Raw genomic sequence first — 13203 nt, forward strand, 5'->3', positions numbered from 1 at the left:
TTATGTGGCTTAGGCAACTCGCTGACGTGTTTTGACTGGCACGGACAGAGAAAGGCCCCCGACGGTTCCGTTGTATGTCACCGATGCGGGGGCCTTTTCCTGTAACCGATGCTGCTTCTTTATTCCACAGGCGGAATTTTTCGCGCCCGGGCCGCCCTCTTTCTCAATATCTTCATAACTTCAGCGGAACTCAGCTCTGTCTCCCTCTTCTTGCGCCGCTCCACGATAACCACAACGGGTGCCTCTTCGTGCCTGCCTTCCTTCTCGCCCATGGTCCACCTCCAGCTGCGGCGGCACACGCGCCGCAGCATCCGGTTAATGACGAACATTTTATCTTCATTGCCCCTCCCCGCCACCCCTTGCGCCAATTTGCTTATCGAATCGGGCCCTCTATAATCGTTAGGTTCCAATGAACGAAGCCCCCCGAGGATGCGCATGAAGATACTCCTTCTGGCGATGCCCGACGCCGCCAACAACTTCCACCGCATCATCAAGGTCCCCAACCTGGGGCTGTGCTCGATCGCGGCCCACCTCAAGCTGCACGAGGTCAAGGTGGTGGACCTGGTACTGGTGCACCGCGACATCCAGGCATGGCTGCAGCGCTTCCTGCGCGAGTTCCGGCCGGACGTCGTCGGCATCAGCAGCATGAGCTTCCAGTACGAAAGCGCCCTCAAGGTGATGTCGATCTGCCGGAGCTGCCTCCCCCAGGCCAAGCTGGTGCTGGGGGGCTATCACGCCACGCTCGCCTACCGGGAGCTCACCGAAGGTTCGCCCCCCTTCGATTTCCTGGTGCGCGGTGAGGGTGAACACGCCGTCCCCGCTCTTTTGGAGGCGCTGGACGGCCAGCGCTCCTTCTTCGATGTGCCCGGCTTATCCTGGCCCCGTCATGGCAGCTTCATCCACAATCCCCCCGCCGAACTGCTTGATCTGGCCCAACTCCCGCTGCCGGCCCGCAACGCACGCGTCCTCGACGGTTTCACCTATTTCGACCGCAAGCTCGACTGCGTCGAGACCTCGCGCGGCTGCACCATGACCTGCACCTTCTGCTCGATCACCGGGATGTACGGGACCAGCTTCCGCTGCCACAACATCGACCGGTTCGTAGAGGACCTGAAGGTCCTGCAAAAGAGGGGGACCAGGACCGTGCTGCTGGTGGATGACAATATCACCCTCGACAGCCGCCGCTTCACCAGCTTCGCGCGGGCCATCGTGGAGCACGGACTGAACAGCATGGAGTACCTGGTACAGGCCTCGGTCGCCGGCATCGTGGCCGATCCCGAACTGATACCCGCGCTGGCCAAGGCGAATTTCGCCTTGGTCTTTCTGGGCATCGAGTCGGTGCTCCCTCAAAACCTGGCTCTCTTTCAAAAGGGGGACATCAGGGAGAAGACGGAGCGGGCGGTGCGCCTGTTGCGGCAGCACGGCATCGGCGTGATGGGGGGATTCATCATCGGCAACCCGGACGACGGTCCGGAGGAGATTCGCGAGGTGTTCCGCGCTTCGCGGAGGCTGGGCATCGACCTCCCCTACGTGCAGTGCGTGACCCCGTATCCCGGCACCAGGATCAGGGAGGAGCTTTTGGCGGCGGGCCTGGTGACCAACCCGGACCGGCTGAGCCGGTACACCGGGTTCATCTGCAATGTGAGGACTAGGCGACTCAGCGTAGGGCAGTTGAACCGGATCATGAACTGGGAGAATCTGAAGGCCTTCTTCAGCCCCTCCATGTTCATCGGCAACTACTTCGTGAGAAAACGCGAGAAAGGCGGGTTGAAGGTGCTCTTGAACAACCTGGACCTAGTCCGGGGCTTTTTTACCGGCGACCAGTTTCGGTCACGGCACAGGTTCTGACGTCTTAACGGCCGTTCTACGTTCTACGTTCCACGTCAGAGGCACCAGCAGCAAATATGCAGCCGCCAGCCCCCAGCCCCTGCCTTTACGCCTTCCTCAACAAGCAGGCATGCGCCGACAGGCCGGCACCGTAGGCGAGCAGGACGCACCACCCGCCGGACGGCATTCCCTCCCGCATCATCTCTTCCAGCACGAACCACACGGTCGGTGATGACATGTTGCCGTATTGCGCCAGGACCCGCCGCGTTGCCAGGAGCCGCTCTTCCGGGATGCCCACCTGGTCCCGCACCGCGTTGATCACCTTCTCGCCACCGGTGTGCAGCGCCCACCCTCCGATATCGCTCTTTTCGACAGACGAATTTTCTAGGAGATCGTCCACCACCTGGGCGGCGGCCTTACCCACCAGCCTGGGGAGATCGGTCGAGAGCTGGTTGTGCAGCTGCCCCTCCTTATGCACGAACCGTATCGCCTCCCGCTGCTCCGGCACGTAACGCCCGGCGGAACTGCACACCTCGAAACCGGCCGGCTTTTCCCACAGCACCGCGGCCGCGGCGCCGTCTCCAAAGAGCGCGTTGGACAGGATCAGGCTCAGGTCGTTGCCCATCTGGAATGCCGCGCTGCAGACTTCCACCGCGACGCTCACCACCACCCCGCCCGTCATCCTCAGCATCGACTCGGCCACCTGGAGGTTGGGGATGGCACCGCCGCAGCCACTATCGACGAGATCGTACAGCCTGGCGCGCGGGGACAGCCCCAAATGCTGCGCGAGATACGTCGATATCCCGGGGCAGATATACCCGGTGCAGGTGTTTACCACCAAACCGTTCACTTCCTGAACGGACAATCCCACCTTTTCCAGCGCCTGGCTCACGGCTTGGGCCGCCAGGAGCACCGACTCCCGCGTGAAGCGGGCCACCCGCTGGTCCTGCGTTTCGCTGAAAATCTCCGCGGGGTGCTCCACGGCGAAATGCCGCTTCTCGATACTCGGGTGCTCGAAGGTGGCACGAATGAGCCCCATGCTTCTCGGCGTGAGCGTTTCCTTGAAGTGCTCCCGCACCAGGTCCGCCGCGAATCTCTGGCACGCGCTGAAGCGCGGTACAGCGGTCGCTATCGATGCTACGTAGGCTCTTCCTCCCGGAGGCTGTCCCCCGGTAACGGCTGCGTCGGTCATTCTCCCCTCCTCCCCGCCATACCCCAGAGCGCGCCGGAGTACATATCATGGAAAGCTTCCTGGTAAAGCTGCGACATCTCCTGCCGGTACCGTTCATCCACCCGCACGGCCCGGCTGGTCCAGCGTTCACAATAGCCGCACCGGGAGCAATCACTGCTCCGGCAATCTATTTCCCTCAGGCCATCGAGGAAACCGTCCAGAAGCCGGTTGTCGATGTAAACCGGGTCCCACTGAAGCCCGGCCACCAGGCCGCGCTTCTCGGCCAGCCGCTTCAAGCGCAAGAGCCCAGCCTGCCTGACGGCCATGGGCCTGAAGAAGAACCGGACGAACCTCCTGACATCCAACGGGCCGCCACCTTTACGGGAGTCGGTCTTGTAGCCGTAGGGCTGGATCAGGTCCAACAGGTTGCCATCGAAGCGCCCCTCGGCGTAGGCCCGGACCCGGCGTGCCAGCACGTCGGTCGGCGCGCCGCGCTCCAGTATCTTGAAGGAGCTGAAGCCGAGGTCGGTGTACGCCTTGAGGTCCTCGGGCCTGATGAATTCCGAACGCAGGTAGTGCGACGGATCGGCGAGCTTCAGCGCGGAACATTTGAGCGCGCAGTAATCGATCATGAACCCGCGGCTCGCGTGCCCCTGCTGCGAGGCGTGGGAGAGGTTCACCATGTGCTGCCCCGACAGCGGGCAAAAGATGAGGCAGTTGGAGTTGGCGATCAGTTGCAGTTCCAGGCCGACCGCCTCCCGGATCGAGCGCAGCATGGCGAAGTCGCGGTTGATCGTGATCGATTCCAAGGTGATGCAATCCGCCCCGAGATCCTCCCAGAACCTCGCCTTCGCCACGCAGTCCACCCGGGCGTAGACGCCGACGCGCACCCTCAGGCGCGGATGGCGCTTCTTGATGATGGGAAGCAGAAAGGGAAGTGAGACCGTGACCGAGGTGGCGCCGGACTCCTCGACGAAGCCAAGCAGGCTTTCAAGCTCCGCCTGCCCTTTCCGGATGAACTCTCGGTTGTCCATGCAGGCGGGGTTCAAAAGGTAGTTGAAGCCGATGCCACGGCGCGCGGCGTCCCGCACGTGCGCCGTGAACCGGGCCTTGCTCAAAGGCGCCAGCATGAAGGACGCCCGGCCTCCTCCCACGCTGTCCGAGGGGAGCTTGCCGAACAGTTCGGCGACGGGGTACCCTTCCAGGGCCCGCAGGAGGTCCGGTTCGAAATTGGTAGCGACCGACAGTTTCATGCGCCCTCCCCGGAAAGCACCAGCAGCCAGAACGGCTCGCGGTGGACCTCGACTGAGGTCGCCCCGGCCTTTGCCGCCCATTCCCGGAGTTCTCCCGCGGTGAAGGCCTTGAGGACCGAGAGGGGGCCGTCGTAGCGGGTCATGCGGTTGCGGGTGAAGATCCTGGTAAGCAGGTAGATGAGGGCGTAGGCGATCCAACTCCTGCGCAGGTCCATGACGATGAAGCCTCGCCGCGCCACCCGGAGCATCTCCTGCATCGCCCTTACCGCTTCCGGCTCCTTCAGGTGATGCAGGGTCTTGCTGCACAGCACGACGTCGAAGCTGTGGTCCGGAAAGGGGAGTTGCAGGGCGTCCGCCACCAGCAGCTTGATCTCCGGGTATGCCACGGTGTACCCTCGCGCGATGTCGATGGTCCGGCTGTTGAGGTCGATGCCGGTGACCTTGATGCCGATGGCGTTCTTTCTGGCCCACTCCACGATGGCCACGGGCAGGTCGGCCGAACCGGTCGCGACATCCAGCACGGAAATATGCCGCTGCCCCCGGACCTTTCTGGACAGGTACTTCAACAGGGCCCGCGTGTCACCCAGGTAACGGTTCACCGTCCTCAGGTCGGAGAGGCTTCCTTCCAACTCCTCCAGGGTGCATACCTCGGGAGGAAGATCGAGAAACTCGAGGGTCGTTCTTTTGCGGGGGATAAATGACATAGGGCCTCGAACAAATTACACGTAACTATTGCCGCCTTACCGGGGCGCCTCCCGCCAACTGAGCAAGCTTTTGGCGTATCCCGCGTAGCGCCAAAACGGGGTCGGCAGGCCGACGGCGGCGCCGATGCGGCGCAGGGCGCCCAGGACCGGGGCCTGGGTGTCGGTGAGGTGGATGCAGCGGCCGTGACGCACGCTCCGGTCCAGCACGGCCCGGGCCCGCTGCGGGGTGATCTTGGGAGAAAAATAGAAGGACGGCATCAGCAGGTCGTCGTCCGCCCGCACCGTCCCCTCCCGCACGGCGAGCCGATGCAGCCCGGTTCCCGGATAGATGCGTATCCCCGTGGTGATGAAGGCTGCGTCCTTGCCGCCGACATGGCGGTTGAGAAAATCCACCGTTCGCCCCAGCGTCGCCTCGTCCTCCTCGGGAGCGCCGATGAGAAAGCACCAGAGCGCCCGCAGTCGGGAACGCCCGAGCAACTCGGCGGCGCGGTTCACCTCGTCCTCGTCGAAGCCCTTGCGCAAGGCGGCCAGCGTGGCCCCGGCCGCGCTCTCAGGGGTGATCACGAGCGACGTCATTCCCGCCCGCTCCATGAGCCGCAGTTGCCCCTCCGTCACCCCTTTTGGGGAGAGCGAGGAGGCGCAGAAGCGGGCCTTCACCCCGCGCCTCAGCACCTCTTCCAGCAGCAGTTCCAGGTACCCCTCCGGCTCGTTGAAGATGCTGTCCACGAATTCGAATTCCCTCGCCGAGGTGCGGCACATGGTCTCGAGGATTTCGTCCACCACCTCGACGGGATCCCGCACCCGCCAGCTCGATCCTTCTATCATGCGGTAGGTGCAGTAAAGGCAGCGCTGGGCGCAGCCACGCTTGCCCTGCACGGGTAACACCGGCTCCCGGGCCAGGTACCTCCTGACGTCCACCCACCCGTGCAGGCGCGGCATGACGAAGGCTTCCGAAACCGTCGGGGCAGGAGCTTCATCCTGCCGATGCGTCCTCTTCCTGCGTACTACCCCCGGCACCTTTCCGGCGGCGTCGGCATCCGGCGCGCTGAAAAACTGCACCGCCGCCCGCTCCCCCTCCCCCACCACGGCGTGATCGAGTTGCAGGTACTCCAGGACCTGGTGCGGCAGGATGCTCACCCCGGCTCCTCCGATCAGGATACGGGCACCGGAGCGGGCCTTGATCAGGCGGACCACGTCCCGTATCTCCGGCAGGTACGACTTCGGGGCGAGGAGGTTGCAGTTGTCCAGATTCCTGACAGAAAGGGCGATGCCGTCGGGTTCGAATCCCGCGAGGGCTTCCTCGACAGCCGCCAGAGGTTCGGGCAGGAAACACAGGTCCAGGAACCGTACGTGGAACCCCGCCAGCCGCAGCGCTTCGGCCACCCAGGCGGCCCCGATCGGGACCGCCGGCTGTGGTGCCGTTTCCCGATTCGTGCTTATCATGAGAATTCGCGTCGGCACCAGGTCAACACTCCGGAACTGTACTCTGCGGTCGCCTCGCAGGCTTAAAAAAGTATTGAATGCCATAAGTGCCGGTAGTACAATGATTCTTATGGAGGGAAGCAATAAACAACATCTCTGACAATAAATCTAAAACAACTCCAGATGCATGAAGCGACATTTGGGGTTGGTAACTGACGTCCGGTAGGCCAAGCCGAGAAGGCTCTTAATCTCGTCCGTTATGGAATAAAAAAACCTGATACGGATGGAACCACGAAAACCTCCAAGCAACAAAACACCATCCTCACGGATTGAGCAGGTTCCACTTGAACGTCAGTTATTTTTCGGGAAAAGCTCGATGATTCACATCATCGGGCTTTTTTTATGCCTGCCTTGTGCCTGCAAGCTTACCATTCCACCACGTTTTGTTCGGCTCTACGGTCTGTGCGGTTCCTTCAAGTCCAGAAGCGCGACCGCCACTCATAGTAGATTTTAATAGTAACAGACTTCATAATTTTCGCTGTCGTCTGTCACGATTCCCGCCGCTTTCTGTTAAACTACCTGACATGGACTTGTCCGACCTTCCTCTGCGGCACTGCCGCCTTTCCGAACCGGAGATCCTGGCATTCCGCCGTTACGGCAGCGGCCCCGCCGCGGTCGTCCTGGTGCACGGTCTGGCCGCAAGATCCGAGACGTGGTGCGACTTGGTGCCACTGTTCCCTGCCGAGCGCTACACACTCTACCTCCTCGACCTACTCGGCTCCGGGGCCTCGTCCAAGCCGAGGCAAGCCGATTATTCCATCCGCGGACACAGCGTCAGGCTGCTGCGTTTTCTGGATTCCCAGGGACTGCGGCAGGTAACCCTGGTCGGACATTCCCTGGGGGGGGCGGTGGTCTTGCTTACCGCGGTGGAAGCGATGCTCCGGAAGACGGACGGCCTTTTGGCCGCGATGGTGATCATGGCCGGCCCGGGGTACCTACAGCGGCTTCCACTCATGGCGGAAATTTTCGAGAACCGCCTGGCGGCGGCGTTGTTCATCGCCCTCTACGCGCCGGACCTCTGGATCAAGGTCGGGCTCAAGATGGCCTACCACGACCGGAAACTGGTCGACCGCGAGCACATCGCCAGGTACGCGCCCTGTTACCGCGACAGGGAAGCGAAGCGGGCCTTGGTGGCAACCTGCCGCAGCCTGGTTCCCGTGGACCAGGAACAGATCGCCGCACGCTACCAGGACCTGCGCCTGCCGGCGCTCCTGCTGTGGGGCAGTGACGACCAGATCGTGCCGCTGTCACAGGGAACTCGCCTGCACGCCGCTATTGTCGGGTCGAGACTCCAGGTGCTTGAGGAATGCGGCCACAATCCGCAGGAAGAAAAACCTGCTGAAACTTTCGAAATCCTGCACAGTTTCATCGCGCAGTGCACGGCAGTTACTGATTGAATCCGAAGAGATCATTGATATTGGCCGAACGAGGTGATATCTTTAGTCTGTTCTGTGACTATTTCATTCATTAAGGAGATGGAGCAATGACAGCACGCTTGATCGCAAGAATTATCGTTGGTATGACAGCCGTCGCCTTGTTAGCAACCGGTTGCGCCACCAATCCTGACGGGAGCTACGAGTTCAAGAGGACCGGCCTGGGTGCTTTAGGCGGCGCGGTCCTGGGCGCGGGCGCCGGCGCACTGATCGGTGGCAAATCCCACCGCGGGCGTAACGCGGCCATCGGCGGCCTGACCGGCGCGGTGGTAGGCGGCGCGGTCGGCAACTACATGGACCGCCAGGCGGCCGCCCTCAAGAAGGAGATGCCGCAGGCGGAGGTCGTGCGTGACGGCGACAAGGTCTACGTGGCGCTTCCCTCGGGCATCCTGTTCGATGTGGGCAAAGACACCCTGAAGCCTGAGGCCAAGGACGCTCTCAGCAAGGCCGTCCCCACCCTGCGCGACTCCCAGACCACCATCGTCATCGAGGGGCACACCGACTCCACCGGCACCGATGCCGTCAACCAGCCGTTGAGCGAGCGGCGCGCCGGCAGGGTGCGCGACTTCCTGGTCTCACAGGGGGTCCCGGGTTCCAAGATTGCGGCAGTCGGCTACGGCTCCACCCGCCCCGCCGTCCCCAACGACTCCGATGCCAACAGGGCTCTGAACCGCCGCGTGCAGATCGAACTCTCCCCCAACGAGAAGCTCAAGGCACAGGGAAGCGGCAACAACTGATGCACCGGACATAGCACGCAAAAAAGCGGGGCGCCTGACAAGGCGCCCCGCTTTCATTTCCGCACTACCGCTTCCCGCCGCCGTTACTTCACGAACGTCCCCTTCTGGTACTCCTCGAAGGCCACCTGCAGTTCCTCCTGGGTATTCATGACGATCGGCCCGTACCACGCCACCGGCTCCCCGATCGGCTTTCCCGAGATGAGCAGGAAGCGTAGCGGTTTTCCCTGGGTGGTCACCGAGACCACGTCGCCGTCCTCGAACAGGATCAGGTTCTCCGCTCCGCATTCGCAGCGGCGCTCCAGGTCGAAGTAATTCGTCCCCACCACCTCGTGCTCGTAGGCATTCCGTTCATGGTCGAAGTACCCTTCTCCGTCGATGACATAGGCGAGCACGGTGTACCCCCGCTTGATGGCATGGGTGAAGGTCGATCCCTCCGGCATGGTGACGTCGAGGTACTCGGGATCCGCCACCACGTCCCGCACCGGCCCCTGGACCCCGCCGGCCGTGCCGGCGATCACCTTGACCTTGATCCCGTTCATGGTCACCTCCGGGATTTCTTCGGCCACGATACCCCGGTAGCGGGGCGTCATCATCTTGTGCGAGGCGGGGAGATTGGCCCAGAGCTGGAACCCCCACATGAGCCCCTCGTCGTCCCCCAGTGGCATTTCCTGGTGAATGATGCCGCTGCCGGCGGTCATCCACTGCAGATCTCCCGGGCCGATCACCCCCTTGTTCCCCATGCTGTCGCCATGCTCGACCCTGCCGTGCAGCACGTAGGTTATGGTCTCGATGCCGCGGTGGGGATGCCAGGGAAACCCCTTCAAGTAGTGGGGCGGATAGTTGGAGTGAAAGTCGTCCATGAGCAGGAAGGGATCGAACAGGGGCACTTCATGGTTTCCGAAAGCCCGCTTCAGGTGCACGCCGGCGCCCTCGATGGTGGGCTTGCTTTTCCAGACCTTCTTGATCTTGCGCAGAGCGTCCATAATGTCTCCTTTCCCCTTTCCCTTGTAGAGCGGGACGGGCTCCCGAGCCAGTTGTCATCGCGCCGTGAGCACTTTCAGCAGCGCCTCGGCGGCTGGTGCCGAGGATGCCGGGTTCTGCCCCGTAACCAGCTTGCCATTCACCTCGACGTAGGCCCCCCACATCGCACCGTGCCGGAACTGCGCGCCGCGCTCCTTCAGCCGGTCCTCGAGCAGGAAGGGGACCACGTCGGTCAGCCCCACGGCCTCCTCCTCAGCATTGGTGAACCCGGTGACCCGCTTGCCCCTCACCAGGAAGTCGCCGTCCGTGCCCTTCACGTCTCCAAGCGTCGCCGGTGCGTGGCAGACCGCGCCAACAGGCTTGTCCGCCTTCACGAACGCCTCGATGAGCGCTATGGCATCAGGATCGACGGCTAGATCCCAGAGAGGGCCATGGCCTCCCGGTAAAAAGATGGCGTCGTAGTCGTTCACCGACACCTCCTGCAACCGTAGCGAGTGGGCCAGATCATCCTGGGCCGTCTGGTCCGATTTGAAGCGTCGCGTCGCTTCGGTCTCGTTGTCGGGTAGGTTGCTTTTCGGATCGACCGGCGGCATCCCTCCTTTGGGTGACGCTATAGTGACCTTCGCCCCTGCGTCACGGAAGACATAATACGGGGCGGCCAACTCTTCCAACCAGAAACCTGTCTTCTCTCCCGTATCCCCCAGTTTGTCATGGGAGGTTACCACCATCAGAATTTTCATGGCTGACTCCTTTTGAGTGATGTGCGGAGCGATCCAGCAATTCGCACCTGTATCTGTGTACAACATCCAGGAGGATTATCAACCAGACGAGGAGAACCTTTGTTATAGGGTGATGAGCGGAATCGGCAGCTCTGTTTAGCCCCGGGAGGTTGACAGTCCCGACAACCGTGCTTACGTTTATTAAAACCACACCAGGAGTCTCATCATGAGCGAACAGGATGTTGAAATAGTCGAAGCTGAAGTGAACGGAAAGCTGCAGCAGGAAGGCGGTCTGGTGCTGGCTTCGGAAGTCCTGCCACTTGGTCTTCCCATCATCCCGCTGCGGCCGCGCCCCGCGTTCCCCAACATGCTGGTCCCGATGGTACTGAACGACCCGCACCAGGTACAGGCGATCAAGCGCGCTATGGAAACACCGGGCCAGGCGATTGGCCTGGTGCTGGTAAAGGATCCGGAAAAACCGGACGGGGCAGACAACCTGCACCAGGTCGGTGTCGCCGGCAAGATCGTCAAGATGATGCACCTCGACGACCAAAACGCCCAGTTCCTGCTCAACACGCTGGAGCGTTTCACCATGGTCGAGTTGCACGAGAATGACGGGGCGCTCTTCGCGACCGTCAACTACCAGTACGGCACCGAGCTGTCCGTCAATCCCGAGCTGAAGGCCTATTCCATGGCCGTGGTCGGCACCTTGAAGGAGCTGGTCCAGATCAACCCGCTTTACTCCGAGGAAATCAAGATGTTCCTCGGGCGGTCGAGCATTGATGATCCCGGCAAGCTCGCGGACTTTGCGGCCAGCCTCACCTCGGCCGACGGGCAGGACCTGCAGCGGGTGCTGGAACTCTTCGACGTGCGCAAGAGGATCGATTTTGTCCTCACCCTGCTCAAGAAGGAGCTGGAGGTATCGCGGCTGCAGACGAAGATCACCAAGCAGATCGAGGAGAAGATCAGCCAGCAGCAGCGTGAGTTCTTCCTGCGCGAACAGCTGAAGGCGATCAAGAAGGAGCTGGGGCTGGAAAAGGAAGGGAAGGCAGCCGAGGCGGAGAAGTTCGAGGAGCGCCTGAAGCATCTCAAGCTGAACGAGGAAGCGCAGCGCGCGGTCACCGAGGAGCTGGAGAAATTCAAACTCCTGGAGCCTGCCTCGGCCGAGTACCACGTGACCCGCAACTACCTCGACTGGCTCACCATCCTCCCCTGGGGGAAGTTCAGCAAGGACTCCTTCAGCGTTGACCGGGCGCGGAAGATCCTGGACCGGGATCACCACGGGTTGAACGACGTCAAAGACAGGATCACCGAGTTCGTCGCCGTGGGCAAGATGAAGGGGGATATCTCCGGTTCCATCCTCTGCCTGGTCGGCCCTCCGGGTGTCGGTAAGACGTCGATCGGCAAGAGCATCGCCGATGCCCTGGGACGCTCCTTCTTCCGCTTCTCCTTGGGCGGCATGCGGGACGAGGCGGAGATCAAGGGGCACCGCCGCACCTACATCGGCGCCATGCCGGGCAAGTTCGTCCAGGCCATGAAGAGCGCGGGCACCGCAAACCCGGTGCTGATGCTGGACGAAATCGACAAAATCGGCGCCTCCTTCCAGGGGGATCCGGCTTCTGCCCTCTTGGAGGTGCTCGATCCGGAGCAGAACGGGACGTTCCGCGATCACTACCTCGATGTCCCCTTCGACCTTTCCAACGTCCTCTTCATCGCCACAGCCAATCAGTTGGATACCATCCCCGGACCGCTGCTGGACCGGATGGAGATCATCCGGCTCTCCGGCTACGTGCTGGAAGAGAAGATGGAGATCGCCAAGCGCTACCTGATCCCGAAGGCGCTGAAGAACCACGGGCTGAAGCTCGGCCAAGTCACAATCAAAAAAGATGCACTCGCGGCATTGATCGACGGTTGGGCGCGCGAGGCCGGTGTCCGCACCCTGGAGAACAGGATCAAGAAGCTGATGAGGAAAGCGGCCATGGAGTTCGCTGGCGGAAGGGCCGAGCCGATCGTCATCGCGAAGAAGGATCTGACAGAGTACCTGGGGCAGCCAATTTTTACAACCGAGGAGATTTTCGAAGGAGTTCCGGGTGTGGTGACCGGCCTCGCCTGGACCAGCATGGGGGGCGCCACGCTTCCCATCGAGGCCACCGCCATGGCGAGCAAGGGGAAAGGGTTCCGGCAGACAGGCCAGTTGGGCAACGTGATGATAGAGAGCTCGGAGATCGCCTATTCCTTCGTGATGGCGCATTTGAAGAAGTACGGTGCGCCGGAGGATTACTTCGACACCCACTTCGTGCACCTGCACGTCCCGGCCGGGGCCACCCCTAAGGACGGCCCGTCCGCAGGCGTAACCATGGCGACGGCATTGGTCTCGATGATACAAGGAAAACCGGTACGGAAGAAGCTGGGGATGACCGGAGAACTGACCCTCACCGGCCGGGTGCTACCGATTGGCGGCGTCAAGGAGAAGACCATCGCCGCGCGACGGGCGGGCCTGAAGGTGCTCATTTTCCCGGAAGCCAACCGGAAAGATTTCCTGGAGTTGCCGGACTACCTGAAGGAAGGCTTGGAAGTGCACTTCGCCAAGGAATATAAGGACGTCCACAAAGTAGCGTTCGGCAAATAGCTCCCGTCAGTAGGCTCCCCTCTCTCCCCCCGGGAGAGGGGGTGGGGGCGAGGGCGCTGCCAGAGCGGAAGAGAATGCGGTAAAGTGGTGAGTTGAACGCGAAAAAGCCCCGTCTGGACGAACCAGACGGGGCTTTTTCAATTAAATTCCCTGCGGCGACCTACTCTCCCACACCGTTACCAGTGCAGTACCATCGGCCCTGAGAGGCTTAACTTCCGTGTTCGGGATGGGAACGGGTGTGACCCTCTCGGCATAGCCACAGAGAAA

At 62.0% G+C, this 13203-nt stretch carries 11 protein-coding genes and 1 rRNA gene; 4 read left to right on the forward strand and 8 right to left on the reverse strand.

Annotated features, from left to right (window positions below; translation table 11 throughout):
- Positions 1-119: 119 nt before the first annotated feature.
- A complete protein-coding gene (locus KOL99_RS17260) occupies positions 120-272 on the reverse strand; it encodes a hypothetical protein (RefSeq protein WP_216511705.1) in 153 nt (50 codons plus the stop codon).
- Positions 273-435: 163 nt separating this feature from the next.
- On the opposite strand from KOL99_RS17260, the gene KOL99_RS17265 reads away from it, so the two are divergent.
- Complete coding sequence (locus KOL99_RS17265; protein ID WP_216511706.1) at positions 436-1848, forward strand: B12-binding domain-containing radical SAM protein; 1413 nt, start codon at positions 436-438, stop codon at positions 1846-1848.
- Positions 1849-1933: 85 nt separating this feature from the next.
- Here the strand turns inward: KOL99_RS17265 and KOL99_RS17270 are convergent, their stop codons facing one another.
- From KOL99_RS17270 to KOL99_RS17285, 4 genes are read right to left on the reverse strand one after another with little or no spacing between them, the layout of a single operon-like run.
- Positions 1934-3019, reverse strand: coding sequence for a type III polyketide synthase (locus tag KOL99_RS17270; RefSeq protein ID WP_216511707.1), 1086 nt, complete (start codon positions 3017-3019; stop codon positions 1934-1936).
- On the reverse strand, positions 3016-4251 hold the full coding sequence (locus KOL99_RS17275) for a U32 family peptidase (protein ID WP_216511708.1): 1236 nt from the start codon (positions 4249-4251) through the stop codon (positions 3016-3018). Before KOL99_RS17275 ends, KOL99_RS17270 begins: the two co-directional genes overlap by 4 nt.
- The gene (locus KOL99_RS17280; RefSeq protein WP_216511709.1) at positions 4248-4955 is read right to left on the reverse strand and encodes a methyltransferase domain-containing protein; all 708 of its coding nucleotides are present in this window, start codon (positions 4953-4955) and stop codon (positions 4248-4250) included. The genes KOL99_RS17275 and KOL99_RS17280 overlap by 4 nt, the downstream gene beginning before the upstream one ends.
- 36 nt (positions 4956-4991) lie before the next feature.
- Positions 4992-6398, reverse strand: a complete 1407-nt coding sequence (locus KOL99_RS17285) for a B12-binding domain-containing radical SAM protein (RefSeq protein WP_216511710.1) — start codon at positions 6396-6398, stop codon at positions 4992-4994.
- A gap of 563 nt (positions 6399-6961) precedes the next feature.
- On the opposite strand from KOL99_RS17285, the gene KOL99_RS17290 reads away from it, so the two are divergent.
- Both KOL99_RS17290 and KOL99_RS17295 read left to right on the forward strand, forming a co-directional pair.
- Positions 6962-7834, forward strand: coding sequence for an alpha/beta fold hydrolase (locus KOL99_RS17290; RefSeq protein ID WP_216511711.1), 873 nt, complete (start codon positions 6962-6964; stop codon positions 7832-7834).
- Positions 7835-7920: 86 nt separating this feature from the next.
- Positions 7921-8607 carry an OmpA family protein gene (locus KOL99_RS17295; protein ID WP_216511712.1) on the forward strand — a complete coding sequence of 229 codons (687 nt, stop codon included), beginning with the start codon at positions 7921-7923 and terminating at the stop codon, positions 8605-8607.
- 83 nt (positions 8608-8690) lie between these two features.
- Here the strand turns inward: KOL99_RS17295 and KOL99_RS17300 are convergent, their stop codons facing one another.
- Both KOL99_RS17300 and KOL99_RS17305 read right to left on the reverse strand, forming a co-directional pair.
- Complete coding sequence (locus KOL99_RS17300) at positions 8691-9590, reverse strand: pirin family protein (RefSeq protein ID WP_216511713.1); 900 nt, start codon at positions 9588-9590, stop codon at positions 8691-8693.
- 54 nt (positions 9591-9644) lie between these two features.
- On the reverse strand, positions 9645-10328 hold the full coding sequence (locus tag KOL99_RS17305; protein WP_216511714.1) for a type 1 glutamine amidotransferase domain-containing protein: 684 nt from the start codon (positions 10326-10328) through the stop codon (positions 9645-9647).
- Positions 10329-10533: 205 nt separating this feature from the next.
- Between KOL99_RS17305 and lon the strand changes: the two genes are divergently transcribed.
- Positions 10534-12936 (forward strand): endopeptidase La, encoded by a 2403-nt coding sequence (gene lon, locus KOL99_RS17310; protein WP_216511715.1) that lies wholly within the window; start codon positions 10534-10536, stop codon positions 12934-12936.
- 147 nt (positions 12937-13083) lie between these two features.
- Here lon and rrf read toward each other — a convergent pair.
- A 5S ribosomal RNA gene (rrf, locus tag KOL99_RS17315) occupies positions 13084-13200 on the reverse strand.
- Positions 13201-13203 lie beyond the last annotated feature (3 nt).

The organism is Geomonas azotofigens, from assembly GCF_018919395.1.
Classification (GTDB): domain Bacteria; phylum Desulfobacterota; class Desulfuromonadia; order Geobacterales; family Geobacteraceae; genus Geomonas; species Geomonas azotofigens.